Origin of the sequence: Phenylobacterium terrae, from assembly GCF_042681205.1 — a bacterium.
Classification (GTDB): domain Bacteria; phylum Pseudomonadota; class Alphaproteobacteria; order Caulobacterales; family Caulobacteraceae; genus Phenylobacterium; species Phenylobacterium terrae.
In genome coordinates this window covers 681,809-707,921 of the sequence record NZ_JBHUEY010000006.1, presented here as the reverse complement: position 1 = coordinate 707,921, position 26,113 = coordinate 681,809, and the positions used below count along the sequence as shown (strand labels likewise).

Genomic DNA, 26,113 nt, shown 5'->3' with positions numbered 1-26,113 from the left:
AAGTCACCGGCGCGCCTTGGCGACTGGTTGCGCCGGCGCGGCGCCGCCTGTCGCCCCGCTCCTGCATCCGCGGCCCCATGCCCGAGGCGAGGGCGCTTTCCAGGCCCAGCGATCCTTGCCGGGCAGAATCTGCCGACCGGCGGGATTGGTCGGCAAATCTTGCCGCTTCTGGCATGGATAACGCCCGGTTAATTTAGCAAAAACAAAGCAGTAGGTGATCGGCCAGGTCCGCCGGAGTTGGCCCGGCGCTTGCTGCCTATCGGGCCGGGCAAAACGCCCGCGTCGTCAAAATGACGGCGGAGACCTGAGAATAGGAGTCACCGACGTGAACAGCGTCAATACCAACGTGGGCGCCATGGTCGCCCTGCAACAACTGAACAAGACCAACTCGGATCTGTTCGAAGTCCAAGGCCGGATCAACACCGGCAAGCGCATCAACAGCGCCAAGGACAACGGCGCCATCTGGGCCATCGCCCAGAACCAGCGCGCCACCTCCAGCTCGCTCAACACCGTCAAGGAATCCCTGCAGCGCGCGGTTTCGACCGTCGATGTGGCCCTGTCGGCCGGCGAGTCCGTCTCCGACCTGCTCCTTCAGATGAAGGACAAGGCCCTGGCGGCTTCTGACACCAGCCTCGACACCGCCGCGCGCGACGCTCTGAACGCTGACTTCAAGTCGCTCCGCGACCAGGTCGGCAAGGTCGTCGCCAACGCCGAGTTCAACGGGATCAACCTGCTGAAGTCGGGCGCCGCCAACCTGACCGCCCTGGCCAACGCCACCGGCACGAAGATGACGGTGCAGGCGCAGGTCATGGCGCTGGGCGGCTCGGTCGTGACCGTCGCGGCTGCGGCCAGCATCGGCACCGCCGGCGCGGCCTCGACCATGGTGGCCACGCTCAACACCTCGATCGCCAACGTCTCGGCCTCTCTCTCGAAGCTGGGTACGGGCTCGAAGTCGATCAGCCAGCACCTGAACTTCGTGGGCAAGCTGCAGGACACGATCGACGCCGGTGTCGGCAACCTGGTGGACGCCGACCTCGCGAAGGAAAGCGCCCGCCTGCAGTCGCTGCAAACCAAGCAGCAGCTGGGTGTGCAGGCCCTGTCGATCGCCAACGGCTCCAGCCAGATCCTGCTGGGCCTGTTCCGATAGGCGTCACATCGGGCGCTGGTCCAGGCCGGCGTCCGGCCGTTCGCGGCGGGGAGGGCGACCTCCCCGCCGTAGACGGTTGAGCCAGGGGCGCCGGCCCCGAAAGGACCGGCGATGCGGAGAATGGAAAGGAATGTGGCGGCCGTCGCGGCGACGGCGGACATGATCTCTGGGGGCAAGACGGCCACGCCCCGGCTGGAACCTGCGCCGAAAGTCGAGCGCAGCGAAGTCGAGGAAGCGGTGGACCTGCGCCTGGTGATCGAGATCGACGAAGGCAGCGGAAGCTACGTCTACAAGACCATCAACCGGATGACCGGAGAGGTGGTCGCCCAGGTTCCCCGGGAAGACCTGCTGCGGATGCGCGATCGGTCCAGCTACGAAGCCGGCGATCTGATCAAGGCCCGAGCCTAGGGCGCTCCCGAGCGGGGCCCCGACAGTCCAAGCGTTTACACCGCCCCGGCGAGGCCGGCGGGCGGACGCAGCCGTTTACGGCGTTAACCTTCTGCACACCATAGCTGCCTAGCGTCCTGCTCACGGGCTGCCGGACGAGTCGCTTTGGGCGACGTCCGGAGACCACCGAAGGAGGTCAGGGCATGGCGATCAGCGTTCATACCAACAACGCGGCGATGATCGCGCTTCAGAATCTGAACAAGACGAGCAGCGCGCTCAACAGCGTTCAGAGCCACATCAGCACCGGCCTCAAGATCCAGAACGCCAAGGACAACGCCTCGGTCTGGGCCATCGCCCAGGGCCAGAGGGCGGACATCGGGGCGCTCGGATCGGTGCGGATGAGCCTCGAGCGGGCCCAGTCGATCTCCGAGGTCACCCTCAGCGCCGGCGAATCGGTCTCCGACATCCTGGTCCAGCTGAAGGAGAAGGTGGTCGCGGCGATGGACCCGTCGCTGGACACCCAGGCCCGCACCGCCCTCAACTCCGACTTCCAGTCGCTGCTGCGCCAGATCAAGCAGGTGGTGGACAACGCCGAGTTCGACGGCGCGAACCTGCTGAAGGGCGCCGTCACCGCCTCGATCAAGTTCCTGGCCAACGCCGAGGCCACATCGTCCGTCACCCTGTCGGCGAAGACCTTCTCGATGTCCGCGGCCGGCGGCGGCCCGTACGTCACCTTCAGCTATCCGACGGCCAACATCTCGACCAAGAGCCAGGCCTCGTTGAACCTGGCCCGGGTGAACGCCTCGCTGGCCAACGTGAACCAGGCGCTCGGCGACCTGGGCGCCCAGGCCAAGCAGATCGAGAACCACACCCTGTTCGTCACCAAGCTCACCGACGTGCTCACCTCGGGCGTCGGCAACCTGGTCGACGCCGACCTGGCGAAGGAGAGCGCGAGGCTGCAGGCCCTGCAGGTGCAGCAGCAGCTGGGCGCCCAGGCGCTGGCGATCGCCAACCAGGCGCCGCAGGTGATCCTGTCGCTGTTCCGCCAGTAGTCCGCGCGTGAGGGGCTGTTCCAGGGCTCGGACGGCGACGTCCGGGCCCTTTACCTTGCCGGTTAACGGACTGGCAGCGACGAGCGGTCACCATCCGCCTTGCGGGATTGCGCCCGCGCTGGGACCGGCATGATCTCGTTCGATCCGTCCATCCTGATGAACTACTACCAGTCGCGTCTGGGCGTGACGGGGCAGGGCGGCGCGTCTGAGCTTCTCCCGAGGAAGAAGTACGCGCCGACGGCGCCGTGGTCGCCCGGCGGCGGGGCGCCGGACCCGGCCCAATCGGTCCGCAATGCGCTGCTGGGACGCCGCTTCATCGACGAGGGCGCGGCCAAGCTCGACCTTGCCGGCGCGAGCGCCGACTACCGCAGGATGTTCGCGCTCTACAACGGCCTTTCCACCCTGATGGGCGTCGCCGAGCGGATGAACGCCAAGGGCCTGACGAGCGTCGACCAGGCGAAGATCCGCTCGACCTTCACCAAGGGCATGGCCGAGATCGCCAACTACGTCGACGACCTGAAGCTCGACAGCGTCAGGCTGACCCGCGGCGAGGCGATGACGCGGGCCCGGATGGAAACCGGCGTCCCGCGGGACAAGACGGAGTACATCACCGCCCCCCTGGTCTCCGGCTCGTCCAGCGCGGAGGTTCCCGCGTTTCAGGGCGACGTCAAATTCGACATATCCCTCAAGCGGGTAAACGATACTCTTAACGTCAGCATCGACCTGTCGCAGATGGGCTCGACGCCGCGGACCATGGGCAACGTGGTCGGCTTCATCAACCAGAAGCTGGCCGACGCCGGCGCCGTCACCCGCTTCGCCAGCCATCGCATCCCGGGGGCCGAGCGGACCACCACGGTCAACGGCCGGGTGGTCAAGCTGACGCCGGAGCCCGACCGCTGGGCTCTGAAGGTCAAGACCGACATCGCCGAGAAGCTGACCTTCTCGGCGCCCGCCACGGCCGGCGCCGTCTACATGGCCCAGACCGTCGGCAACCCCGACCCCGACGGCAAGCCGTCCACCGACGACGCCAAGCTGACCAACCAGTTCCTCAAGTTCCAGACCGACGTCACGTCCGTGCCCGCGCCGCTGCAGACCTCGGGCGAGGCCAACTTCGTGGACGGGCGCGCCTTCGCCAAGGACCTGGACCCGAACGTCATCGCCGTCCGTGCGACCCAGGTCGGGCCGGACGGCGCCGTCTACATGCTGGCCGATGTCGAGAACAAGGTGGCCGGCCAGGAGATCAAGGGGACGCAGGACGTCGCCCTGCTGAAGTACGACTCGGCCGGCAACCTCCTCTACACGCGCACCCTCGGCGCCTCGGACAAGGCCTCCGGCCTGGCCCTGGCGGTGTCCGCCGACGGGAAGGTGGCGGTCGCCGGCTCGGTGACCGGCGCCATGAACGGGACCACGAACGGCGTCTTCAACTCGGGCGAGACCGGCGCCTTCGCCGACCAGTCCGACAGCTTCGTCACCCTGTTCGACGCCGACGGCCAGGAGATGTGGACCCAGCGCCGCGGCGCGCGGCAGGCGGACGAGGCGAGCCAGGTCAGCTTCGGCGCCGACGGAGCCGTCTACGTGGCCGGCCGGGCGCGCTCCAGCATCACCGGCTCCACCGGCCTGGGCGGCTGGGACAACTACATTCAGGGCTTCAAGGCCGACGCGACCGGCAAGGTCCAGCACCTGTTCACCCAGGCGGTGGGCTCCAGCGGCGACGACCGGGCCGGCGGCCTGGTGGTGGACGGCGATTCCCTCGTCGTGGCGGGGGTCGAGAACGGCCGCGCCGTGCTGCGCCGCTTCGACCTGCAGGCGACCGGCGCGCCGACGCTCGTCGCCACCCGCGACCTGGGCGAGATGCAGGGCGAGATCAAGGGCCTGGTTCTCGACGGCGGCCAGCTGGTCCTCGCCGGTACGACCCGCAACGCCGCCCTTTCGGCCGGCACGATCACCCAGGCGCACGCCGGCGGCTCCGACGCCTTCGTGGCCCGCCTTTCCGCCAACCTCACTCCGGCGGCCAGCGATCGGCTCGCCTACTACGGCGGGACCGGAGACGAGAAGCTCACCGGTCTTGCGGCCAAGGACGGCCAGATCTGGCTGAGCGGCCAGGCCGGCGCCGACCTGCCGGACCAGCCGAAGGTCGGGACCAAGGACGGCTTCCTGGCCCGCATCGACGTCGATACCGGCGATGCGGTCTGGTCGCGCCGCTTCACCGGCCGCGAAGGCCACACGGCGCCCGGTCCGATCGCCATCGACACCACCGGCGCCAGCGTGCTCGACCGCATCGGCCTGCCCAAGGGGACGCTGGACCTCTCCGACTCCCCGCGGGTCACCGCGGTCAGCGCGGCCCGCGCGGGCGACACCTTCTACCTGCGCGCCGACGGCGGCCGTCCCCAGGCGGTGACCCTCGACGAGAAGGACACCCTGGAGACCCTGGCCACCAAGATCCGCCGGGCGCTCGCCTTCCGGGCCAAGGTGGAGATCGTCACCAGCGAGGGCGTCCGGCGCCTGCAGATCAAGCCGCTGCACGACCGCTCGCTGATCGAGATCCTGCCGGGCAAGGGCAGCGACAACGCCCTGGAGGTCCTCGGCCTGGCCGAAGGGGTGGTGCGCAACACCAAGGTCGTCGATGGCAAGACCGTGCCGGCCGACGGCAAGGCGCCGCTGTATGGCCTGGGCCTGCCCAGCGACCTCAATCTCGACGACATCCACCAGGTTCGGCACGCCCTGGCCGAGATCTCGTCGGCGATGAGCGTCATCCGCACCGCCTACAAGGATCTGGTGGCGCTCGCCTCGCCGAAGCCGCCGCCGTCGACCGTGAACCCCGCGGGACACGTTCCGGCCTACCTGCAGTCGCAGATCGCCAACTACCAGTCCGCCCTGGACCGGCTGACCGGCGGCGGCTGAGGCGCCGCGCGCACCGCTTGAAAGCGCGCCCCGCGCGGTCTAGCCAGGGGCGATGGCATTCCTCTCGGACAGGCGCAACGCCCTGGTCGTGGGCGGCGGCGCGGCGGCGCTGCTCGCCGGCCTCGGCCTGGCCGCCGTCCTCGTGCTGCAGGGGCGGGAGGAACCCGCCGCGCCGCCGCCGGCCTCCCAGGCGGGACTGGTGGTCGAAACCACCGACACCGACGAGCGCGTCAGCCCGACCCGGGCCCTGCGCTGCTTCGTGGACGGCCAGTTCGTCGGCGAGCTGACCCTGGCCGACTGCGCCCGCCGCAACGGCGTGGCCACCGACGCCCTGGACGTCGGCGTCGACGAGACCGGCGCCCTGGCCGCCGCCAACCAGGCGGGCGCCTCGATCGTGCCCCTGCCGCCGATCAGCGAGGCGACCTCCGCCGGGATGGACGGGCCGCCGGCGCCTCAGCCGGCCCCGGCGCCCGCGGGCGCTGCGCCCTCGGCCCGGCCGGCCGGGCCCGCGGCGCCTTGCTGGCGCTATTCGGGCGCCGAATGGCGCAAGCTGCCGGACATGACCCTCAACGCCTGCGTCCAGACCCTCTACGCCGGACGCTGCGAGCGCCCCGGCGCCGCCAGCTACGGACGCTGGGGCCAGCAGACCCTGCGGCTGGTGCCGGGCCGGGTGGAGATCTCCGCCGACAACCGCAGCTTCCGCCGGCTGGCCGAACAGGGGCCGGCCTGCGCCATCCCCGCCGTCGGGTGAGGTTTGAGCCCGGCGCGTCTCGTGTATAGGTTCGCGCCATGTCTCGCTCACTCCTGATCGCGGCGCTCGCCGCGCTCGCCCTCGTCGCCTGTCAGAAGCGGACCATCCCGCCGGGCACGCCCAACGTCTGCTACCACGTGGTGCCGCAGCAGGACGGGACGCTGAAGTACAACAGGCTCTCCGAACAGCCGAACCTGGAGAACTGCGCCGCGGCCCTCGAGGCCATGCGCATCCGCTTCCTGACGCTGGGCGGCAGCAACCGCGAACTGGTCGGCGCCTACCAGGGCAATTTCATCTTCCTGCAGCGCGAGGGCATCTTCACCGCCCCCTCGCTGGAGGAGCACCGCTACCTGGCGCTCGTGCGCACCGGCGACGGCCGACTCGCCATTCCGGGCGCCATGCCCCAGCGGTAGAGGTCTATCGGCCGCAGTCGCGACCCAGAACCGAACGTGAACATCAGCATTGATCGGCCCACCGGCCGGGAGTAGCGTGCGACCGGGCGTTCGGCCCGCACCTACGGAAAGAACAAGGACAGATCGATGGCGGGCAGCGTCAACAAGGTCATTCTGATCGGCAATCTCGGCGCCGATCCCGAAATCCGCTCGCTCCCGTCAGGCGAGCGCGTGGCCAACCTGCGCGTGGCGACCTCGGAAAGCTGGCGCGACCGCACCACCGGCGAGCGCAAGGAAAAGACCGAGTGGCACCGGGTGGCGATCTTCAACGACAACATCGCCAAGGTCGCCGAGAACTATCTGCGCAAGGGCTCTAAGGTCTACATCGAGGGCCAGCTGCAGACCCGCAAATGGACCGACCAGTCCGGCGTCGAGAAGTTCTCCACCGAGGTGGTGATCCAGAAGTTCCGCGGCGAGCTGACCCTGCTGGACGGCCGCGGCGAGGGCGCTGGCGGCGGTCGCGACTCCGAATACGCCGGCGGTGGCGGCGGCTTCTCCTCCGGCCCGCGCAACCAGAGCGCCGGCCCCCGCGAGGACTTCTCCGCCGACCTCGACGACGAGATCCCGTTCTAGGACGTCAGGCCTCTCCCCACGTTTGCGGGGGGAGAGGGAAGGGTGAGGGGGGCCTCGCCGAAATCGCTGACGTTAGGGATGGCCCCCGGCCGGGCCTCCGTCTCCCAACCCTCTCCCTCCGTTGCGGAGGGAGAGGTCTTGTTTTCTGACGCCTCAGTACTTCCGGCAGAGCAGGTCGCGCAGCACCGGCGAGGGGCCGATGGGGCGGCCGTTCCAGTCCACCGCGCGCGGCGCGCGTTCCGAGGAGTCGTAGTGGGCAGCGCCCCCGTGGCCCATCCGGCGGCAGAACTCGTTGGCCGAGGTCGAGCCTGCGGCGATGTCCGAGCCGCGGATGGTCGGGTAGGGGTAGAAGACGGTCCGGGCGCCGTCGATCCCGCGCCCGCCGGGCCGGCCGCCGCCCGGGCGGTCCCAGTCGTCGTCGGGCCGGCCCCAGCCGCCGTCGCGGCCGGCCGGGCGCAGCGAACTGATCCGCTCGGCCAGGCCGACGCTGTTCAGCTCGGGCACGTCCCCTGACAGCTCCACGCAGCGGCCGCCGAAGTCGGCGTTCTCGCAGACGGTCCAGCGGCCGTTGAAGCGGGCGCTGCGGGCCAAGTCGTTGAACTGGCGGGGCAGGTTGGTGGTCTCGCTGGAGACCGTGAACTGGCGGCCCTGGAAGTTCGGGAACTCGTAGAGCGTGGCCGAGCCCCCGCGCCCGCCGTAGGGCTGGGCGCTCGCCGCCGTCGCCAGGGTCGTCGCGGCCACCGCCGCCATCGTCAAGAGCCGCATCCCAGCCTCCGTGGTTGATGGGAGGAGGCTAGGCCGGCAGGTATGAACCTTGGCTGTACGGCGCCGTCGGGTCCGCGTCAGCCGCGGCGCTTGAACTCGCGGAAGGAGATCAGCTCGCCGCGCGCCTCGTCGTAGAGCGCCAGACGCGCGCACTTGAAGCTTTCCATGAGGCCGATGCGGCTCACATCCTTCAGCTCCGGCTGGTCGCGCAGCACTTCCGGCAGCCGGTAATAGGGGATGCGGCTCGACAGGTGGTGCACGTGGTGGATGCCGATGTTGGCGGTCAGCCAGCGCAGCACCGGCGGCAGGTCGTAGTGGGACGAGCCCGCCAGCGCGCCCAGGTCGCGCTTCCACTTGCCCTGGCGGGCCCAGTAGACCCCCTCGAACTGGTGCTGCACGAAGAACAGCCACACCCCGATGGTGGCGGCCAGCAGCATGGTGACGAAGTTCACCACCAGCGGCCCCAGGCCGACCAGCCAGACGAGCAGCGCCGCCCCGGCCAGGATGGCCACGGTATTGCCCAAGGTGGAGGCCCACGGCCGCCAGCCTTCGCGCATCATGCCGAGCGGCACGCGCTGGATGATGAAGAAGTTGAACGCCGGCCCAAGCCCGAACATCACCAGCGGGTGGCGGTAGAGGCGGTAGCCGAGCTGGCGAAGCGGGCTGAGCGCCCGGTATTCCTCCACCGTGAGGGTGTCGATGGCGCCGATGCCGCGCCGGTCGAGGTTGCCGGAGGTGGCGTGGTGCAGGGCGTGGGCCCGCCGCCAGTATTCGTAGGGCGTCAGGGTGAAGACGCTCATCACTCGCCCGACCCAGTCGTTCGCCGCCTTGGCCGGGAAGAAGGAGCCGTGGCCGCAGTCGTGCTGGATGAGGAACACCCGCATCAGGAAGAAGGAGGCGGGGATGGTCAGCAGCAGGGCCGCCCAGACCACGCCCGCCTCGAAGGCGAACCAGGCCAGGCCCCACAGGGCGAAGAGGGATCCCATGGTGATCAGGATCTCGAGCAGGCTGCGGCTGAGCTTGGGCGTCCGGTAAGGAGCGAGCGTCCGGCTCCAGTCGGTGGCGGTCAGGTCGGTCACGGGGAAGGTCTGTCGGCTTTCGTTTGGAGGCGGCGAGGTGATGCGGGGGGAATGGGGCGCCGATGAGACCGTACCCCGCGCCGCCCTGCTGTTGCGGGCTTTGCGGCTGCGGTCAACCGGAACGCTTGCGAACGGAAGGGCCGGGCGGCGGCCGACGTTCCGCCCGGGCCCATCAAATGATCGTCAGGGCCGCGTCAGTTGGACTGCGCCACGGCGGCGGACGGGCAGGTGTCGCTGATCCGCCGCGCGTCGGTGCTGGCCCTGCCGGCGATGGTCAGGCCGGCCCACTCGGTGGCGATGTTGGCGGTCAGCTGCATCGTCGTCGGCGTGTAGCTGCCTTGGCCGGAGACGTCGACCACACGGCCCTTCTTGGAGCGGCAGGTGCCCTTCAGCAGGATCTTGCCGCCTTCGAACGACTTGGTGGGATAGGTGCACTTGTAGTGCCGGTTGGACGGGCCCTCCATGAACTTGGCCACCTCCTGGGGCGTGATGCAGCGCTTCTCCACCTTCTTCTGCGGGATCGGCGAGATCAGCCGGTTGGTGGTCTCCCAGTAGCCCGGCAGGATGCCTTCGGCGGCGGCGGCCGGACCGGCCAGCAGAAGCGGCGCAAGGAGGAGGGCGAGGCGGCGTTTCATGGCGTCGTCTTTGAATGGCGTTTCGAAGGGGCTGCGGCTCAGATGGGACGCAAGCATGCCCGGGGCAAGCTGAACGGGGGATGTCCAAGGTCGCAACCCGACGCTGGGTCACGCTTGACCATCGCCCATCCGCACGCTCGTCTGGGCGCTCAAACACCCAAAGGGGCGCAGATGTTCTCGCACGTGATGATCGGCACCAACGACCTGGAGAAGGCCAAGGGCTTCTACGACGCCCTGCTCGGCACGTTGGGCGCCGGGCCCGGCTTCGTCGACCGCCACCGGATCTTCTACCGCGCCAACGGCGGCGTCCTGGGCGTCTCCCTGCCGATCGACGGCCAGCCCGCCACCCCCGCCAACGGCGGCACCATCGGCTTCGCCTGCGCCTCCACCGACCAGGTGGACGCCTGGCACGCCACGGGCCTGGCCCACGGCGGGACCTCGATCGAAGACCCGCCCGGCGTGCGCGAGCAGCCCACCGGCCGCATGTACCTCGCGTACCTGCGCGATCCCGACGGCAACAAGCTCTGCGCGATGCACAGGCTGTAGCAGGATGTGACCTCTCCCTCCGCATGCCGGAGGGGGAGGTCCATTGGTCGTCAGCCGTTCGAAACCCCCAGCCTCAGTCGTCTTGGCCGGCGGGAGCGGACCTGCACCAGATCGCCGGAGCGGCCCACCTCGGCGTTCGGGTCGTCGCACAGCACCTCGGCGCCGGCGCCGAACCAGGCCTGGGGCACGTAGAGCTCGCTCGCCGCGCCGACAGCCGGATCGACCTCGATCTCGGCGGTGAACAGCCCCGCGCTCCAGTCGAACCGCTGAGCGGTGATGCGCCCCTGCGCCGCGCGCACGTAGGGCCGTGAGAAGCCCCGCACGGCCCGCCCGCCATCCGAGCCGCCCGCCAGCTGGTCGCGGGAGAAGATGGACAGGTCCTCCTGGTTCCAGCCGTCGCCGATGCGCAGGTCGTTGCGGTTGGAGGCGGTGTAGTTCCACTGGGTGGAGGACAGGCCGAGCTCATCCATGGCGTCGTACATCAGCGACAGGGCCCGCTCGTGCGCGGCCCAGATCGCCTCGCCGCGCTCGCCCTCGGCCCAGCGGCGGTAGGCCTCGCCGCCGTTCAGGTCGTAGGGGATGCCGAACTCGCCGATCAGGGTGGGGGCGTCCAGCGCCTCGCCGTGCTCGCGGATGCGCGACAGCTCGCGCAGGTAGCGGCCCCTCAGCCGCTCCGGATCGAAGTCGGCGTCGAAGGTCTTGGTCACCAGGGTGCGGGCGTCGTACCAGTGGTTGGCGTTGACCGTCCGCTCGGGCATGCCGGCCGGGAAGCCGTGGCCGGTGGCCGCGTCGAAGGGGTCGAGCTCGGCGAACAGCAGCCAGTCCTCGCGCACGCTGCGCACCGTCTGCGCGACCGCGCGCATAAACGGGGCCATGAAGTCGGCGTCGTGGTCCACCCGCCGGCCGTCCACCGCCCGGAAGGCGTCTTCGCGCAGGGCCGCCCCGTCGTCGCGCCGCCAGATCCCGGCGCGTTCGAACGGATCGGCGTCTTCGGAGGTCCAGATGCGCACGCCGGCGGCGTTGACGGTGAGCTCGGAGACGATCTCCAGGCCTGGCGCCTCGCCCCGCCGGCCCAGCACGGGCAGGGCGCGGGTCAGGCCGGCGGCGGCGGCCAGGCCGTCCAGCGGCGTCCACACGGGCCCGGGCCGGGGCGGGCGAGGATTGTCGGGCGTGGCGGTCAGCGCCCGCGCCGACAGCGGCTGGCCGATCCAGCCTCGGCCGGGCTCGTTCAAGGAATCGAAGCCGATGACGTGCGGCTGGTCCTTCACCGCCTCGGCCACCGCCCGCATGGCGCCGAGGTAGGCGCCCTGGAGCAGGTCCTGCACGTTGCGCCCGTCGATGGTCCACTCCGGCGTGAAGGCGCGGCCGGCGAAGAAGGCGGTCCAGCAGATGCCGTTGGCCGGCATCTGGTAGTTCCGCCCCCAGCTCATCATCGGGTAGCGGTCTTCCTGGCGCGCCATGGGGCTGGCGTAGTCGTAGCGGTGCTGCATCACGAGCGCCGCGTCGGCCGCATCGAAGCGGGTGAAGTCGAGGCCCAGCGCCTCGAACGTCCAGCCGGGCGCCCCGTCGCCGCCGGTCATCCGACTCCAGACGTCCTGGTGGAAGTCGACGAACACCCAGAAGCCGTGCTCGCCGGCCCGCCGGCAGACCTGCGCGAAATAGTCGAGGTAGTCGGCGTCGTATCGGCCGGGGCCCGCGTGTTCGACCGCCTCCCAGGTGGTCAGCAGGCGCAGGCAGTTGAAGCCCCAGCCGCGCAGCCGGCCAAGGTGCTCGTCGACTTCCTCGATCGGGAACGGGCGGCCCACGAAGGAGACCTCGCGATGGCCGGCGAAGTCGCTCGGGATGTGGGTGCCGCCGTCGGGGTAGGGGACCTTGCAGTCCCCGCCGAGATTGACGCCCCGCAGGATCACCTCGCGCCCGGCGTCATCGATGAAGGCGGTTCCGCGGGTCGCGAGGCGTCCAGGGCTCATCGACAGGGGCCTACTTGATCGCGCCGCAGGCGATGCGCGCGCCGGCCCCGCCGATCGGCTGGGTCTTGTGGTCGTCCGGCGAGGCGTGGATCACCAGGGCCGAGCCGTCGGCGTCGGCCAGCTGGACCTTTCCGGAGGCCTTGAGCGACACGTAGGTCGAGAAGAACTCCGCGTTCGCCGTCCCGTCCCGGGCGACGAACAGGTTCGGCAGGTCGCCGGCCTCGTTGGCGTCGGGGTTCAGGAGGCCGTGGACCATGGTCGGCTTGTCGTGCACGTGACCGCCGGCGCTGGTGAAGTCGCTCTTGGAGCAGTCGGCCTTCTCGTGGAAGTGCAGGCCGTGCCAGCCAGGGGGCAGGCCCTTGGCCTCGACGCGCATCAGGACCCCGTTGGGCGCCTCGCTGATCATGGCGTGCCCGACCGACGCGCCGGCGTTGTTCTTCAGCTCGACGTGCAGCGGTGCGGCCGCGGTCTGGGCGAAGGCGGGCGCGGCGAGCGCCAGGACGGCGAGAGCGGCGATCGGAGTACGCATGGGCAGGATTCCTGTGACTGAAGAGGTGGGAAACCTAGCGTCTGCGGCTTTCGGATGATACCCGGAGACCCTATCTCCTGTGTCCGATTCTGACGGCTAAATCCCACCCTTGAGCGCAGACAACCCCACCCCACCGGACGACGGCCGGCGCGGGGGCATCGCCCCTATCGCCATCGAGGACGAGCTGAAGCGCAGCTACCTCGACTACGCCATGAGCGTCATCGTCAGCCGGGCGCTGCCCGACGTGCGCGACGGCCTCAAGCCCGTGCACCGGCGCATCCTGTTCTCGATGAACGAGCAGGGGCATACCCCCGACCGCGGCTACGTGAAGTCGGCCCGCGTGGTCGGCGACGTGATGGGTAAGTATCACCCGCACGGCGACGTCGCGATCTACGACACCCTGGTGCGGATGGCCCAGCCGTTCTCGATGGGGCTGCTGCTGATCGACGGCCAGGGCAACTTCGGCTCGGTGGACAACGATCCGCCAGCGGCCATGCGCTACACCGAGTGCCGGCTGACTCGGGCGGCCATGTCGATCCTGGCCGACCTCGACAAGGACACGGTCGACTTCAAGGACAACTACGACGGCTCCGAGCACGAGCCGGTGGTGCTGCCCTCGCGCGTCCCCAACCTGCTGGTCAACGGCGCCGGCGGCATCGCCGTCGGCATGGCGACGAACATCCCGCCGCACAACCTCGGCGAAGTGGTCGACGCCTGCCTGGCGCTGATCGACAACCCCGACGTCGGCCTCGACGAGCTGCTGGACATCGTCCCCGGCCCCGACTTCCCGACCGGCGGCGAGATCATCGGCCGGACCGGCGCGCGCCAGGCGCTGATGACCGGCCGCGGGTCGGTGGTGATGCGCGGCAAGGCGACCATCGAGGAGGTCCGCAAGGACCGCGAGGCGATCGTCATCACCGCCATCCCCTACCAGGTGAACAAGGCCGCCCTGGTCGAGCGGATCGCCGAGCTGGTGCGCGAGAAGCGCATCGAGGGCGTCGCCGACCTGCGCGACGAATCCGACCGCGACGGCATGCGCGTCGTCGTCGAGATGAAGCGCGAGGCCAGCGCCGAAGTCCTGCTCAACCAGCTCTACCGCTTCACCCCTCTGCAGACCTCGTTCGGGGTCAACATGCTGGCGCTCAACCGCGGCCGGCCCCAGCAGATGGGCCTGAAGGAGATGATCACGGCCTTCGTCGATTTCCGCGAGGAAGTCGTCGTCCGCCGGACCAAGTTCGAACTCGCCAAGGCCCGCGACCGCGGCCACGTGCTGGTCGGCCTGGCCATCGCCGTCGCCAACATCGACGAGGTGATCCACATCATCCGTTCGTCTAAGGACCCGGCCGAGGCCCGCGAGCGGCTGATCGCCGAGGCCTGGCCGACCGGCGACATGATGCCCCTCGTCGACCTGATCGCCGACCCGCGCACGGTGCTGGTCGAGGGCGACCGCATCCGGCTGACCGACGAGCAGGCGAGGGCGATCCTGGCGCTGACCCTGTCTCGCCTGACCGGCCTCGGCCGCGACGAGATCTTCGGCGAAGCGCGCGAGCTGGCGGCCGTCATCCAGGGCCACCTCGACATCCTGTCCTCGCGCGAGCGGGTGATGGCCATCGTCCGCGAAGAGCTGGTGGAGGTCCGCAACGCCTACGCCGTGCCGCGCCGGACGGACATCGTCGAAGGCGACGCCGACGTCGAGGACGAGGACCTGATCGCCCGCGAGGACATGGTCATCACCGTGACCCACTCGGGCTACGTCAAGCGCACCCCGCTCAACATCTACCGGACCCAGCACCGGGGCGGCAAAGGCCGCTCGGGCATGGCCACCAAGGAAGAGGACGCCGTCACCCGGGTGTTCTCGGCCAACACCCACACGCCGGTGCTGTTCTTCTCGTCCGGCGGCAAGGCCTACAAGCTGAAGGTCTGGCGCCTGCCGGTGGGCACGCCGACCAGCCGCGGCAAGGCGTTCGTCAACATCCTGCCGATCGAGCCCGGCGAGACCATCACCTCCATCCTGCCGCTGCCGGAGGACGAGGCGACCTGGGACCAGTACGACGTGATGTTCGCCACCCGCTCGGGGAACGTCCGCCGCAACAAGCTCTCCGACTTCATCGACATCCGCCGCAACGGCAAGATCGCCATGAAGCTCGACGAGGGCGACTCGATCATCGGGGTCTGCGTCTGCACGCGTGAGAACGACGTGCTGCTGACCACGGCGCTGGGGCGCTGCATCCGCTTCTCGGTGGAGGAGGTGCGGGTGTTCGCCGGCCGTGACTCCACCGGCGTGCGCGGCGTGCGCCTGGCCGACGGCGACCAGGTCATCTCCATGGCCATCCTGCGCTCGGTCGAGGCCAGCCCTGCCGAACGGGCCGCCTACCTCAAGCACAGCAGAGCCATGCGCGCGGCCGAGCTCGGCGAGCAGCCGGAGGAATCCGCGCCCGAGGACGACGAGGCCGGGGAAGAGGAGGGCCTCGCCCCCATGCCGCCCGAGCGCATCGCGGCGCTGGGCGCGGCCGAGGAGTTCATCCTCACCGTCTCGTCGGAAGGCTTCGGCAAGCGGACCAGCGCCTACGAGTACCGGCGGACCGGCCGCGGCGGCCAGGGGCTGATGGCCCAGGACCTCTCGAAGCGCGGCGGGCGGCTGGTCGCCTCCTTCCCGATCGAGGACGCCGACCAGATCCTGCTGGTCACCGACCAGGGCCAGCTGATCCGCACCCCGGTCCGGCAGGTCCGGGTGGCCGGCCGCAACACCCAGGGCGTCACCATCTTCCGCAAGTCCGCCGACGAGCACGTCGTCTCCGTCGAGCGCCTCGCCGACGCCGGCGACGAGCCGGAAGAGGGCGTGGTGGGCGAAGAGCCGCCTGCGCCGACCGACGAGTAGCTTTCCCTCCCCCTCAGGGGAGGGCCGAGTCGGCGAAGCCGACCGGGGCGGGGGAGGCGCGGACATCCCCGACGCCGGAGGCTCGCCTCACTTCCCCACCCGTCCCGTCGCTACGCTCCGGGCCACCCTCCCCTGAAGGGGAGGGAAGAGGAGGGAAGCTCCCTCTGAGCAAGAAACGGCTTGCCTAATGGCGCCCGGCTAGGCCATTGCCGCAGGGGGAGAGCTCAGGGGGAACGCCCTTTATGACGCGTATCGGTCTCTATCCGGGCACCTTCGACCCGATGCACAACGGCCACCTGGACATCATCGGCCGGGCCGTGAAGCTGGTGGACAAGCTGGTCCTGGGCGTCGCGATCAACCAGGGCAAGGGCCCGATGTTCTCCCTCGACGAGCGGGTCGAGATGGTCCGCGCCGAGACCGAGCATCTGAATTCCACCGCCGAGATCGTCGTCGAGCCCTTCGAGGGCCTCTTGATGCACTTCGCCCGGGAGGTCGGGGCCAGCGTCATCGTCCGCGGCCTGCGGGCCGTGGCGGACTTCGAGTTCGAGTTCCAGATGACGGCGATGAACCAGCAGCTGGACCGCGAGATCGAGACCGTCTTCCTGATGGCCGACCCGCGCCATCAGGCGATCGCCTCCAAGCTGGTGAAGGAGATCGCCGTGCTCGGCGGCGAGGTGAACAGGTTCGTCAGCCCCCGCATCGAGGCCCGGCTGAAGGAAAAGGTCGCCGCGCGCTGAGCGCCGCTGGCCTAGCCCCGCGACGCCCGCTACCAGTAGCGCCCATGATCCGAGCCCTCGTCCTGGGCGCGTGCGCGCTCTCGCTCGCCGCCGCCCCCGCCCTGGCCCAGCCCAAGCCGCCCGCGCCCGCCGCCCAGCCGGCGGCGCCCGGTCCCGGCGACTGGCGCACGCCCGATCCGCAGAACGTGCTGGTGATCGACACCAACAAGGGCCGCATCCTGGTGGAGATCGTCCCGCAGGTGGCGCCCCAGCACGCCGAGCGCATCCGCACGCTCACCCGGCAGGGCCTCTACGACGGGCGCAGGTTCTTCCGCGTCATCGACGGCTTCATGGCCCAGACCGGCGATCCGCTGGACACCGGGGAGGGCGGCTCGGCCCTGCCGGACCTGCCGGCCGAGTTCACGCTTCGCATCGCGCCCTCCGAGATGGTCAAGGTGCACGCCGACGCGGTCAGCGAGATCGGATTCGTCGGGCCCGTCCCGGTTCGCAGCCAGAACGCCTGGATGGCGGCCGCCACCGTCGACGGCAAGGTCACCGCCTTCGGCCTCTACTGCCCGGGCGTCGCGGGCATGGCGCGGGGCGGCGATCCCAATTCCGCCAACAGCCAATTCTTCCTGATGCGCGCCAAGTACCCGGCGCTCGAGCAGCGCTACACCGTATGGGGCCGGGTGATCTCGGGCCTTGAGGTGGTGCGGGCGATCAAGACCGGCGAGCCGGTCGCCCCGCCGCAGGATGAGATGCAGAAGGTGCGCGTCCTTGCCGACATCCCCGAGGCGGAACGACCGAAGGTCCGCGTGGTTGACACGAAGAGCCCGTGGCTGACGGCCGAGGTGGCGCGGCTGAAGGCCCTCAAGGGCCCCGATTTCAACGCTTGCGATGTGGAACTCCCCGTGGAGGTGAAGTGATGGCCCAGGACCCCGAGAATTTCCTGATCATGGAGCTCGAAAGCGGGCCGGTGAGGATCAAGCTCCGCCCGGATCTCGCCCCCAACCACGTGGCCCGCATCAAGGAGCTGGCGCGCGAGGGCTTCTACGACGGGGTGAAGTTCCACCGGGTGATCCCCGGCTTCATGGCCCAGGGCGGCGATCCCACCGGCACCGGCTCGGGCGGCTCGGACAAGCCGAACCTGAACGCCGAGTTCACCGACGCCCACCACGTGCGCGGCGCCTGCTCGATGGCCCGCACCAACAACCCGAACTCGGCCAACAGCCAGTTCTTCATCTGCTTCGACGACGCCACCTTCCTCGACCGCCAGTACACCGTCTGGGGCGAGGTGATCGAGGGCATGGAGCACGTCGACGCCCTGCCCAAGGGCGAGCCGCCGAGGAACCCGGGCCGCATCGTCTCGATGAAGGTGCTGGCGGACATTGAAGCCCAGGCTTGAGGCCGCCTACGCCGAGCCGCACCGGCGCTACCACACCCGCGCCCACATCGAGGCCTGCCTGAAGCTCCTGGACGAGGTCCAGGGGCTGTCGGCGGACGCGCGGCGCCTGCTCACCTGGGCGATCTGGTGGCACGACGCGGTCTACGATCCGAAGGCGTCGGACAACGAGGCCCGTAGCGCCGAACTGGCCGAGGCGGACCTGGCTGCGATGGACGTGAGCCCGGCGGACCGCGCCGAGGTCGCGCGGCTGATCCGGTTGACCGCCGGCCACGCGGTGGAGCCGGGCGATCGGCTGGGCGCCGTCCTGGTCTCCGTCGACCTGGCGATCCTTGGCGCACCGCCGGCCGACTACGACGCTTACGCCCGCGCCGTCCGGCAGGAGTACGCCCATGTGCCGGACGCGCTCTGGCGCTCCGGCCGCAGCCGCGTGTTGCAACGCTTCCTCGATGCGCCGGTTATCTTTCCCGATCCCGGCTTGGGCGCCCGCTTCGAGGTCCAGGCGCGCGAGAATCTCGCCCGGGAGCTCGCAACGCTCGCCTAGAGGACGCCATGGCCCCCCGGCTGAAGGTCTTCGTCACCTCCGACGGGCTCACCGACTATGTCGTCGCCGTCAGCTCCAAGGCCAAGGCGCTGGCGGCCTGGGGCGTCCATCAGGATCTGTTCAAGTCCGGCGCGGCGCGCGAGACGGACGATCCCGCGGTGGTGGAGGCCGCCCTGGCCCGGCCCGGCGAGGTGCTCCGCCGCCCGGCCGGCTCCCGCGAGGCGCTCGCCAAGCTCAAGCCCGCCAAGGCCGCCAAGCCGAAGAAGAAGGGCCCGTCGCCCGCCGCCCTGAAGCGCGTCGCCGACCTCGAAGCCCGGCTCGCCTCGCTCGAGGAAACCCACCGCACCGCCTGCGCCGAGATCGCCGCCGCCCGCGAGGAGTTGAACGCCCGCGAGGCCCTCGAGGCGCGCAACTACGCCGCCCAGCGGGACAGGTTGGACGCGGACCTCAAGAAGGCGCGCAAGGCGTTGGAGTAGACCCTCCAGTGCGATCCGGTGACCGGTTGCGCCACCGGCGCTACCTGTCACCCGGCGCGGAGAGAGGTGACAGGTCGGCCGTTTGGCGGCCAACCAGTCACCGTAGCGGCTCTAGCGGGGGGAGAGGTCTAGATCACGCCGGCTCCAGCTCGCCGGGCAGCAGCTCGGTGTCGATGTTGGCCTGCAGCGCGGCGCTGTAGCGGGGGCCGGCGACGGTCTTCGGGTTCACCAGTTCGTCGATGCGGGCCATCACCTCGGCCGAGAGCCGCACCTGAGCGGCGGCGGCGTTCTCGCGCATGTGGTCGGGGCTGGTCGTGCCGGGGATCGGGACGATGGTCTCGTCCTTGTGCAGCAGCCAGGCGAGGCAAAGCTGTGCCGGCGTGCAGCCGGCCTCGCGGGCCAGCGCCTCGAAACGCTCCAGCAGCTTGAGGTTGGCGGCGAAGTTCTCGCCCTGGAACCTCGGCATGTTCAGCCGGATGTCGCCGGGCTCGAGCTTCGAGACGTCGCGCACGCCGCCGGCCAGGAAGCCGCGGGCCACCGGGCTGAAGGCGACGAAGGTCACGCCGAGCTCGCGGCAGGCGTCGAGCACGGCGACCTCGGGGTTGCGGGTCCAGGGAGAGTACTCGGTCTGGATCGCCGCGATCGGGTGCACGGCATGGGCCCGGCGCAGGGTGTCGGCCGAGACTTCCGAGAGGCCGATGGAGCGGATCTTGCCCTCGCGCACCAGGTCGGCGAGCGCGCCGACGCTCTCCTCGATCGGCACCCGGCGGTCCCAGCGGTGCAGGTAGTAGAGGTCGATGACCTCCGTCTTCAGACGGCGCAGGCTGTCCTCGCAGGTGGCCTTCAGGTTCTCCGGCCGGCCGTTGATCTCGCGCTTGTCGCCGACGGTCATGCCGCACTTGGAGGCCAGCACGAACCTGTCGCGATGCGGGCCCAGCACCTCGCCCACCAGGGTCTCGTTATGGCCGAGGCCGTAGACGGCGGCGGTGTCGAAGAAGGTGTAGCCGGCGTCCAGGGCGCCCAGCAGCACCTGCTCGGCCTGTTCCCTCGGCGGCGGCGAGCCGTAGGCGTGCGACAGGCTCATGCAGCCCAGCCCGATGGCCGAGACTTCGAAGGGACCGACGCGCCGCTTGTCCATGGAGGACCTCCGCACCTGTTGCTTTCCGGGAAGCCCGTCAGGAACGCCCGTGCGGAGGAGGCGTCAAGGGGCCAGAGCGAGCCGGACGACGACCGGGTAGTGGTCGGATCCGAGGCGCGGCCCACGCTCGACGCTGACGGTGCGCCAGGCAGGCCCTGCGTAGACGTGGTCTATGGGCAGGAAGGGCAGGGGTGAGGCCGCCCCGGCCGGCCGGGCCGCCGGCCAGCTGAACAGCATCCGCGTGCGCCGTTCCAGACCGAAGTCGCGGTCCTCCCGCCGACGGCTGAACGACCAGGGCGTGGAGTTGAAGTCGCCGGAGACGATCAGACGCTCCTTCGGGAACTGGCCGAGGGTCGCCGACAGCTCCCGCCCCTGCGCCTGCTGCGGCCCGGCCGGGATCGGCCAGGTGTAGTGCACGCCGACGACCGTGAAGCGCGAGCCGTCCGGCAGGGGCAGCGTGGCGCGCGCCGACGAGGGATGGGCGCGCCGCGTCACATCGGGCACCCCGGTCTCCAGCGGCGGGGCTCTGCTCAGGATCACCGTCTGGCAGCGGTAGCGGCGCTCGCAGGTGACGTGATAGCCGCCGCGTCGCGCCACCGCATCCAGGACGCGCGGCTTGACCTCCTGCATCACCACCACGTCGGCGTCCTGGGCGTAGAGCCAGTCGAGCGTACCCTCCAGGTCGCGGTTGCGGCCGCCCCAGATGTTGAACTGGATCAGCTTCAGGTCGGCCTCCGCGCCGGCCGGCGCCCGGCTTTCGGCGCGGGTCAGCTCGGGCCAGACGAGCAGCAGGGCGAGCGGCGCGCCCACCGCCGCGATCCCCACCGTCGCGGCCCTCAGGCGGCTCCTCGGCGTCAGCAGCGTCAGGGCGGCGCCGGCCAGCACCATCCACAGCTGGATCGGGGCGAAGTGGGCGGCCACGTCGAGCCGGTCGGAGACGCGCCCGCCGTGGGCCGCCAGGGCGGCGAACGCCCCGGTGACCACCATCGCCAGGGCGAGCGCCGCCGCCATCCGGATCAGCACGAGTCGCAAGGCCCCCATGGCCGGCCTGTACCACGCCCCCGCTTGACGCGCCCCGGCCGCCATGCGCTTGACCGGGCCCCGATGCAGCTTTCCGATTTCGACTTCCACCTGCCCGAGGACCGCATCGCGCTCCGGCCCGCGAGTCCCAGGGATTCGGCGCGGCTGCTGCATGTGCCTCCCTCCGGCCCGTTCGAGGACCTGATCGTCCGCGACCTGCCCAGGCTGCTGAGGCCGGGCGACCGGCTGGTGTTCAACGACACGCGTGTGATCCCCGCACGGCTGAAGGGGCGCAGGATCCGTGGAGATTCGGTGGTGATGGTGGAGGCGACCCTGCACCGGCGCCTGGCGCCGCACCGCTGGACGGCGTTCATGAAGCCCGGCAAGCGGCTGGCCGTCGGCGACCGCGTCTCGTTCGGCGAGGGCGCCGACCGCGCCTGCCTGCTCACCGCCCTCGACGCGACCGTCAAGGAGAAGGGGGAGGGCGGCGAGGTCACGCTGAGCTTCGATCTTTCCGGCCCCGACCTGGACGCGGCCATCGCCGAGCGCGGCGCCATGCCCCTGCCGCCCTACATCGCCGCCAAGCGGGGGGAGGACGAGCAGGACCGGCGCGACTACCAGACGGTGTACGCCGAGACCGAGGGATCGGTCGCCGCGCCGACGGCGGGCCTGCACTTCACCGAGACCCTGCTGGGGAGTCTGCGCGAGATGGGCGTCGGCCTCTCCTTCGTCACCTTGCACGTGGGCGCCGGCACCTTCCTGCCCGTGAAGACGGACAACGTCGCCGAGCACCGGATGCACGCGGAGTCGGGCGAGGTCGCCGCAGCGACCGCCGAGGAGATCAACGCCACCCGCGCGGCCGGCGGACGGATCGTCTGCGTCGGCACCACCTCCCTGCGGCTGCTGGAGTCGGCGGCGGCGGAGGATGGCCGGCTCGCGCCCTTCTCCGGAGAGACCGCCATCTTCATCACCCCGGGCTACCGTTTCCGCATCGCCGACGGGCTTATGACCAACTTCCACCTGCCGAAATCGACCCTGTTCATGCTGGTGAGCGCGTTCGCGGGCCTGGAGCGGATGCGGGCCGCCTATGCGCACGCGGTCGAGACGGGCTACCGCTTCTATTCCTACGGCGACGGCAGCCTGCTGTGGCGGGCGGCCTGATGGCGGCCTTTCCCTTCCGCATCGACGCCCGCGACGGGCGGGCCCGCACGGGGATGATCCAAACCCCGCGCGGCGAGATCCGCACGCCCGCCTTCATGCCCGTCGGCACCGCCGGCACCGTCAAGGCGCTGACGGTCGACCAGGTCCGCCAGGCGCAGGCCGACATCATCCTGGGCAACACCTACCACCTGATGCTGCGGCCCACGGCGGAGCGGGTGGCGCGGCTCGGCGGGCTGCACAAGTTCATGCGCTGGGACGGGCCGATCCTGACCGACTCCGGCGGTTTCCAGGTGATGAGCCTGTCCAAGATCTCCAAGGTCAAGGAGGAGGCGGTCACCTTCCAGAGCCACCTGGACGGCTCGCGTCACGTGCTTTCGCCGGAACGCTCCATCGAGATCCAGGCCGACCTGCTGGGTTCGGACATCGTCATGCAACTCGACGAGTGCGTCGCCTGGCCGGCCGAAGAGCCGCGCGCGGCCGAGGGGATGCGCCTTTCCGCGCGATGGGCCGAGCGCTGCAAGGCCGCGTTCGGCGCGCGCGATACGCAGGCCCTGTTCGGCATCCAGCAGGGCTCGGTCTACGAACCCCTGCGCAGGGAGAGCGCCGAGCGGCTGATCGAGATCGGCTTCGACGGCTACGCGATCGGCGGGCTGGCGGTGGGCGAGGGCCACGCGGCCATGTGCGAGGTGCTGGACTTCGCCCCGGCCATGCTGCCGGACGAGCGGCCGCGCTACCTGATGGGCGTCGGCAAGCCCATCGACATCGTCGAAGCGGTGGCCCGCGGCGTCGACATGTTCGACTGCGTGCTGCCGACGAGGTCCGGCCGCCACGGCCAGGCCTGGACCTGGGACGGGCCGATCAACCTGAAGAACGCCCGCTTCGCCGAGGACGAGGCCCCGCTGGACGAGGCCAGCCCATGCCCGGCCTCGTCAGCCTATTCCAAGGCCTACCTGCACCATCTGGTGAGGGCGGACGAGATCCTCGGCCAGGTGCTGCTCTCCTGGCACAACGTCGCCTTCTTCGAGGGCCTCATGGCCGCGCTCAGGCAGGCGATCGCCGAAGGGCGGCTGGACGCCTTCCGCAAGGACTTCGCCGCCAGACAGTAGGCAGGCGCCTGGCCGCCCCTGCACCCCGCTCACCCCGGCCATCGCCGGGATTGGGGGTCAGTGGGGCGCGAAGGTCTGGTTCACGTCGATCTTCTGGATCGGGGCGGCCTGCTGCTTGGTCAGCACCGCCGGCGGCGCGGTCACGTCGTTCTCGGTCAGCACGGGCGCGTCAGCCAGCGGCTTGTGCATCGGCGTGCCCGGCGGGTTGCAGCCGCGCGCCTCGCCCAGGCCCTTCAGATAAGCCCGGCGGACGGCGCCGGCGGCGATGGACTGCTGCACGGTCTTGTCGTGCTTTTCGGCGCCGGTGATCTTCCGGACCCATCCACGGAACGGGATCACGTCGGAGGCCAGGCCGGCGATGGCGTTCAGGGCCTCTTCCTTGGCCCGGCCGCTCATCGTCACCTTCTTCACATTGTCGGCGTCGAGGTCGTCGCCCAGGGCGTCGTTGAGCTGGGTGACCTCGTGGATGATGCCGGAGCAATTGGCCGGAACCGGCCGGCGGTAGGGATCGTCGAGGGCGTCCTTCAGCACCACGGGGATCTTGCTGCGCATCAGGTTCACGTCCCGCAGCGGCGCGGTGATCGCGTGCGTGAGCGAACTCTTCTGGGCGTCTTCGGCGGTCTTGAGGGTCTGGCCTGCGGCGGGGCAGGCGAGGGCGGCGAGCGCTCCCCCGCAGGCTACAGACACGGCAAGGGTGCGCTTCATTTTTGATCCTCCCAAGGGGGATAATGCGCGAGGCTTGCCGTGGCTCCCGTTCGCGCCTTGCCGCGACGCGGCCTCGGCCCTAAGGTCCGCGCCGCTTCGGCCGGCGCGCTTTCGCGCCGCGCCATGGGCCGGTAGCTCAGTGGTAGAGCATTCGACTTTTAATCGAATGGTCGTGAGTTCGATCCTCACCCGGCCTACCAAGCTCTGTCGTGCGAAAGGCGGCAGACGACACGCTCCCACTTTCGGCGCCCCCGGGCGGCGGGAGGGATGGTGAGCTGCTTTCGGCGAGCTGACAACGGCGCAAATTCCATATGGTTAAGGGTGCGACAGTCTGTTCGCGACCTGAGCTCGGCCGCCAGGGCTTGCCCTCGCCCAGGAATTGCGCAGCATCGCGGGCGAACGCCTGCGAGGAGCACCCCCTTTGGCCAGATCGCTGATCAAGTCCGTCGCCTCCGACCTTGAGACCAACCTCAAGGAGATCACCCGCAACCTGAAGACGGCCACCGCCAAGAGCGGCGACGAGGCCGAGGAGGCGATCGCGCGGGCGGCCGAGGCCCTCTCCCAGGCGGCTCAGCAGCTGACCGTCCAGGCCAAGGAGCAGTCCAAGGCGCTCGCCAAGGGCGCGACCGAGACGGTCAGGAAGCACCCGGCGGCGACCGCGACGGCCGTCGCCGTGGCCGCGGCGGCGCTTGTCTCGCTGCTGGTGGCGCGGCAGCGGGCGAAGAAGGACTAGAGCGCCTCGATCGTCGTCGTCCCGGACGGCCTGCAAGGCCGATCCGGGGCCCAGCATCTGCGCCAGTTTTCTGGGTCCCGGCTCTCCAGCCCGCCGAAGCGGGCTTCCGGCCGGGATGACGGTGCTGGCGGAGCCGTTACTCCGCCGGCGCCTTGGCCGGCACAGGCGCCTTCGTCAGGTCCACCGACTTGGCGCCGTAGCGGGCGGTGAAGGCGGCGGTATCGATCTCCTCCAGTTCGATCTCGCGGGCCATCACCTTGGCCTTCCACTCCTCGTGCGCGGGTACGTTGGCGTGGAACTCGGGCATCACCTCCTCGGCGAACAGCTCCAGCGAGTCGCAGATGTCCTGGTGACTGTTGCGGCCGGCCTGGTTGAGCAGGATCACCTGGTCGATGTGGCTCTGCTCGAACTTGCGCAGCTTCCGGCGCAGGGTCTCGGGGCTGCCGATCAGGCCACCCGAGAGGGCGTTCTCCGCGGCCTCGGGATTGGCCTGTTTCCACTTGTTGTACTCGACCCACATGTCGACCTCGCCGGGCGCGGGCCGCTTGCGGTCGGCCGAGTTGTAGAACCTGAGGCAGAACTGGAAGAAGGTCGCCCCGTCCGCCTTCTGGCGCGCCTCCTCGTCGGTCCTGGCGCACATGAACATCGAGACCAGCGCGATGTTCGGGTTGACCGGATAGTCGGCCAGCCGGTCGAGCCGCTTGGTCATGCCGTTGTAGTAGGCGTGCACCCAGGCGTGGGCCGCATCGGCGCTGACGAACTGGAAGCCCAGGGCGCCTAGTCCCTTCTCGCCGGCGTAGGCGATGGTCGGCAGCTGGGAGCAGGCGGTCCACAGCGGCGGGTGCGGCTTCTGCCGCGGCTTCGGCAGCACGTTGCGGGCGGGGAAGTCGAAGTAGCGCCCGTGGTATTTGTGGTTCGGCGAGGTGAACATCGGGACCATGCAGCGCACCGCGTCCTCGAAGATCTCGCGCTTCTCCTTGAACGGCACGTCGAACGGCTCGAGCTCGGTGATCGAGGCGCTCTCGCCCATGCCGAGGTCGACGCGGCCGTTGGACAAGAGGTCCAGGGCCGCGACGTTGGCCGCGACCTTGGCCGGATGGTTGGTGGTCAGCTGGTAGATGCCGTGGCCCAGGCGGATGTTCTTGGTCCGCTGGCTGGCCGCGCCGAAGAACACCGACGGGGCGGAGGAGTGGGAATACTCCTCCAGGAAGTGGTGCTCGACCTCCCAGGCGTAGTCGTAGCCCAGCTTGTCGGCCAGCTCGAGCTGGTCGAGGGCGTTGTTGTAGAGGCGCCATTCGTCGTCCGGCCCCCACGGCCTGGGCAGCTGCAGCTCGTAGAAGATGCCGAACTTCATGGTCGCGTTCCCTCTCTTTCCTTTGCGGAAAGTAGGGCTGCGTATCGACGTTCGGTCAACCTGCCGCGAATCCGTCGCTTGGTGGAGCGAAGC

26 protein-coding genes and 1 tRNA gene are annotated in these 26,113 nt (G+C 70.0%); 18 read left to right on the top strand and 9 right to left on the bottom strand.

What is annotated here, in order from left to right; all coding sequences use genetic code 11:
- Positions 1 to 325 precede the first annotated feature (325 nt).
- The 7 genes from ACFSC0_RS17995 to ssb all read left to right on the top strand — a co-directional run bounded on the left by ACFSC0_RS17995 (position 326) and on the right by ssb (position 7,263).
- Positions 326 to 1,147: a flagellin gene (locus tag ACFSC0_RS17995; RefSeq protein WP_377282249.1), complete on the top strand. Its 822-nt coding sequence runs from the start codon at positions 326 to 328 to the stop codon at positions 1,145 to 1,147.
- Between the two features lie 120 nt (positions 1,148 to 1,267).
- Positions 1,268 to 1,555 (top strand): flagellar protein FlaG, encoded by a 288-nt coding sequence (locus ACFSC0_RS17990; protein WP_377355216.1) that lies wholly within the window; start codon positions 1,268 to 1,270, stop codon positions 1,553 to 1,555.
- 182 nt (positions 1,556 to 1,737) lie between these two features.
- Entirely contained in the window at positions 1,738 to 2,586 is an 849-nt protein-coding gene (locus tag ACFSC0_RS17985; protein ID WP_377282247.1) for a flagellin, read from the top strand.
- 129 nt (positions 2,587 to 2,715) lie between these two features.
- Positions 2,716 to 5,487 carry a PQQ-binding-like beta-propeller repeat protein gene (locus tag ACFSC0_RS17980; RefSeq protein ID WP_377282246.1) on the top strand — a complete coding sequence of 924 codons (2,772 nt, stop codon included), beginning with the start codon at positions 2,716 to 2,718 and terminating at the stop codon, positions 5,485 to 5,487.
- 52 nt (positions 5,488 to 5,539) lie between these two features.
- On the top strand, positions 5,540 to 6,238 hold the full coding sequence (locus ACFSC0_RS17975) for a hypothetical protein (RefSeq protein ID WP_377282245.1): 699 nt from the start codon (positions 5,540 to 5,542) through the stop codon (positions 6,236 to 6,238).
- A gap of 38 nt (positions 6,239 to 6,276) precedes the next feature.
- Complete coding sequence (locus ACFSC0_RS17970; RefSeq protein ID WP_377282244.1) at positions 6,277 to 6,651, top strand: hypothetical protein; 375 nt, start codon at positions 6,277 to 6,279, stop codon at positions 6,649 to 6,651.
- Between the two features lie 126 nt (positions 6,652 to 6,777).
- Positions 6,778 to 7,263, top strand: a complete 486-nt coding sequence (gene ssb, locus ACFSC0_RS17965) for a single-stranded DNA-binding protein (protein ID WP_377282243.1) — start codon at positions 6,778 to 6,780, stop codon at positions 7,261 to 7,263.
- Between the two features lie 153 nt (positions 7,264 to 7,416).
- Here ssb and ACFSC0_RS17960 read toward each other — a convergent pair whose 3' ends face one another.
- The 3 genes from ACFSC0_RS17960 to ACFSC0_RS17950 all read right to left on the bottom strand — a co-directional run bounded on the left by ACFSC0_RS17960 (position 7,417) and on the right by ACFSC0_RS17950 (position 9,742).
- Complete coding sequence (locus tag ACFSC0_RS17960; RefSeq protein WP_377282242.1) at positions 7,417 to 8,028, bottom strand: beta/gamma crystallin-related protein; 612 nt, start codon at positions 8,026 to 8,028, stop codon at positions 7,417 to 7,419.
- A 77-nt stretch (positions 8,029 to 8,105) separates the two neighbouring features.
- On the bottom strand, positions 8,106 to 9,107 hold the full coding sequence (locus ACFSC0_RS17955; RefSeq protein WP_377282241.1) for a fatty acid desaturase: 1,002 nt from the start codon (positions 9,105 to 9,107) through the stop codon (positions 8,106 to 8,108).
- Between the two features lie 194 nt (positions 9,108 to 9,301).
- Entirely contained in the window at positions 9,302 to 9,742 is a 441-nt protein-coding gene (locus ACFSC0_RS17950; protein WP_377282240.1) for a DUF3617 domain-containing protein, read from the bottom strand.
- Between the two features lie 171 nt (positions 9,743 to 9,913).
- Between ACFSC0_RS17950 and ACFSC0_RS17945 the strand changes: the two genes are divergently transcribed.
- Positions 9,914 to 10,288: a VOC family protein gene (locus tag ACFSC0_RS17945; RefSeq protein ID WP_377282239.1), complete on the top strand. Its 375-nt coding sequence runs from the start codon at positions 9,914 to 9,916 to the stop codon at positions 10,286 to 10,288.
- Between the two features lie 50 nt (positions 10,289 to 10,338).
- Here the strand turns inward: ACFSC0_RS17945 and ACFSC0_RS17940 are convergent, their stop codons facing one another.
- Together ACFSC0_RS17940 and ACFSC0_RS17935 are read right to left on the bottom strand one after the other, a co-directional pair.
- Positions 10,339 to 12,258, bottom strand: coding sequence for a cellulase family glycosylhydrolase (locus ACFSC0_RS17940; protein WP_377282238.1), 1,920 nt, complete (start codon positions 12,256 to 12,258; stop codon positions 10,339 to 10,341).
- Positions 12,259 to 12,268: 10 nt separating this feature from the next.
- Entirely contained in the window at positions 12,269 to 12,787 is a 519-nt protein-coding gene (locus ACFSC0_RS17935; RefSeq protein ID WP_377282237.1) for a superoxide dismutase family protein, read from the bottom strand.
- A gap of 109 nt (positions 12,788 to 12,896) precedes the next feature.
- Between ACFSC0_RS17935 and gyrA the strand changes: the two genes are divergently transcribed.
- The 6 genes from gyrA to ACFSC0_RS17905 all read left to right on the top strand — a co-directional run bounded on the left by gyrA (position 12,897) and on the right by ACFSC0_RS17905 (position 18,803).
- A complete protein-coding gene (gene gyrA, locus ACFSC0_RS17930; RefSeq protein ID WP_377282236.1) occupies positions 12,897 to 15,665 on the top strand; it encodes a DNA gyrase subunit A in 2,769 nt (922 codons plus the stop codon).
- A gap of 242 nt (positions 15,666 to 15,907) precedes the next feature.
- Complete coding sequence (gene coaD / locus ACFSC0_RS17925; RefSeq protein WP_377282235.1) at positions 15,908 to 16,402, top strand: pantetheine-phosphate adenylyltransferase; 495 nt, start codon at positions 15,908 to 15,910, stop codon at positions 16,400 to 16,402.
- A 44-nt stretch (positions 16,403 to 16,446) separates the two neighbouring features.
- A complete protein-coding gene (locus ACFSC0_RS17920) occupies positions 16,447 to 17,307 on the top strand; it encodes a peptidylprolyl isomerase (RefSeq protein ID WP_377282234.1) in 861 nt (286 codons plus the stop codon).
- Positions 17,307 to 17,786: a peptidylprolyl isomerase gene (locus ACFSC0_RS17915; RefSeq protein WP_377282233.1), complete on the top strand. Its 480-nt coding sequence runs from the start codon at positions 17,307 to 17,309 to the stop codon at positions 17,784 to 17,786. Before ACFSC0_RS17920 ends, ACFSC0_RS17915 begins: the two co-directional genes overlap by 1 nt.
- Positions 17,770 to 18,327 carry an HD domain-containing protein gene (locus ACFSC0_RS17910; protein WP_377282232.1) on the top strand — a complete coding sequence of 186 codons (558 nt, stop codon included), beginning with the start codon at positions 17,770 to 17,772 and terminating at the stop codon, positions 18,325 to 18,327. Before ACFSC0_RS17915 ends, ACFSC0_RS17910 begins: the two co-directional genes overlap by 17 nt.
- 8 nt (positions 18,328 to 18,335) lie before the next feature.
- On the top strand, positions 18,336 to 18,803 hold the full coding sequence (locus tag ACFSC0_RS17905; RefSeq protein WP_377282231.1) for a hypothetical protein: 468 nt from the start codon (positions 18,336 to 18,338) through the stop codon (positions 18,801 to 18,803).
- A gap of 133 nt (positions 18,804 to 18,936) precedes the next feature.
- Here ACFSC0_RS17905 and ACFSC0_RS17900 read toward each other — a convergent pair whose 3' ends face one another.
- Positions 18,937 to 19,941, bottom strand: coding sequence for an aldo/keto reductase (locus ACFSC0_RS17900; protein ID WP_377282230.1), 1,005 nt, complete (start codon positions 19,939 to 19,941; stop codon positions 18,937 to 18,939).
- Between the two features lie 63 nt (positions 19,942 to 20,004).
- Complete coding sequence (locus ACFSC0_RS17895; protein ID WP_377355238.1) at positions 20,005 to 20,964, bottom strand: endonuclease/exonuclease/phosphatase family protein; 960 nt, start codon at positions 20,962 to 20,964, stop codon at positions 20,005 to 20,007.
- Positions 20,965 to 21,045: 81 nt separating this feature from the next.
- Here ACFSC0_RS17895 and queA point away from each other — a divergent pair, with 81 nt between their 5' ends.
- On the top strand, positions 21,046 to 22,122 hold the full coding sequence (gene queA, locus ACFSC0_RS17890; protein WP_377282228.1) for a tRNA preQ1(34) S-adenosylmethionine ribosyltransferase-isomerase QueA: 1,077 nt from the start codon (positions 21,046 to 21,048) through the stop codon (positions 22,120 to 22,122).
- Entirely contained in the window at positions 22,122 to 23,228 is a 1,107-nt protein-coding gene (tgt, locus tag ACFSC0_RS17885; RefSeq protein ID WP_377282227.1) for a tRNA guanosine(34) transglycosylase Tgt, read from the top strand. Before queA ends, tgt begins: the two co-directional genes overlap by 1 nt.
- A gap of 57 nt (positions 23,229 to 23,285) precedes the next feature.
- On the opposite strand, the gene ACFSC0_RS17880 is transcribed toward tgt, so the two are convergent.
- Positions 23,286 to 23,933, bottom strand: a complete 648-nt coding sequence (locus ACFSC0_RS17880; protein ID WP_377282226.1) for a hypothetical protein — start codon at positions 23,931 to 23,933, stop codon at positions 23,286 to 23,288.
- A 125-nt stretch (positions 23,934 to 24,058) separates the two neighbouring features.
- Between ACFSC0_RS17880 and ACFSC0_RS17875 the strand changes: the two genes are divergently transcribed.
- Both ACFSC0_RS17875 and ACFSC0_RS17870 read left to right on the top strand, forming a co-directional pair.
- Positions 24,059 to 24,133 (top strand) — tRNA-Lys (locus tag ACFSC0_RS17875).
- 221 nt (positions 24,134 to 24,354) lie between these two features.
- On the top strand, positions 24,355 to 24,666 hold the full coding sequence (locus tag ACFSC0_RS17870) for a hypothetical protein (RefSeq protein WP_377282225.1): 312 nt from the start codon (positions 24,355 to 24,357) through the stop codon (positions 24,664 to 24,666).
- 136 nt (positions 24,667 to 24,802) lie between these two features.
- Here ACFSC0_RS17870 and ACFSC0_RS17865 read toward each other — a convergent pair whose 3' ends face one another.
- Entirely contained in the window at positions 24,803 to 26,020 is a 1,218-nt protein-coding gene (locus tag ACFSC0_RS17865) for an LLM class flavin-dependent oxidoreductase (RefSeq protein WP_377282224.1), read from the bottom strand.
- Positions 26,021 to 26,113: the final 93 nt, after the last annotated feature.